Annotated in this window: 1 rRNA gene; it reads left to right on the top strand. The window is 59.7% G+C overall.

Annotated features, from left to right (window positions below):
• Positions 1-216: ribosomal RNA gene (locus C466_RS15845) — 23S ribosomal RNA — on the top strand; the annotation flags it as partial.

Below are 216 nucleotides of genomic sequence, written 5' to 3'. Positions count from 1 at the left end.
GACCCCCAAGGGGAAGCGAAGACCCTATAGAGCTTTACTGCAGGCTGTCGCTGAGACGTGGTCGCCGATGTGCAGCATAGGTAGGAGTCATTACACAGGTACGTGCGCCAGCACGCCACCGAGACACCATTGAAATACTACCCGTCGGTGACTGCGACTCTCACTCCGGGAGGAGTACACCGGTAGCCGGGCAGTTTGACTGGGGCGGTACGCGCT

The sequence above is a fragment of the Halorubrum distributum JCM 10118 genome, from assembly GCF_000337335.1.
GTDB lineage: Archaea > Halobacteriota > Halobacteria > Halobacteriales > Haloferacaceae > Halorubrum > Halorubrum distributum.
Note: the sequence above shows the minus strand (reverse complement) of the source record. Positions and strands in the feature narration are given on the sequence as shown.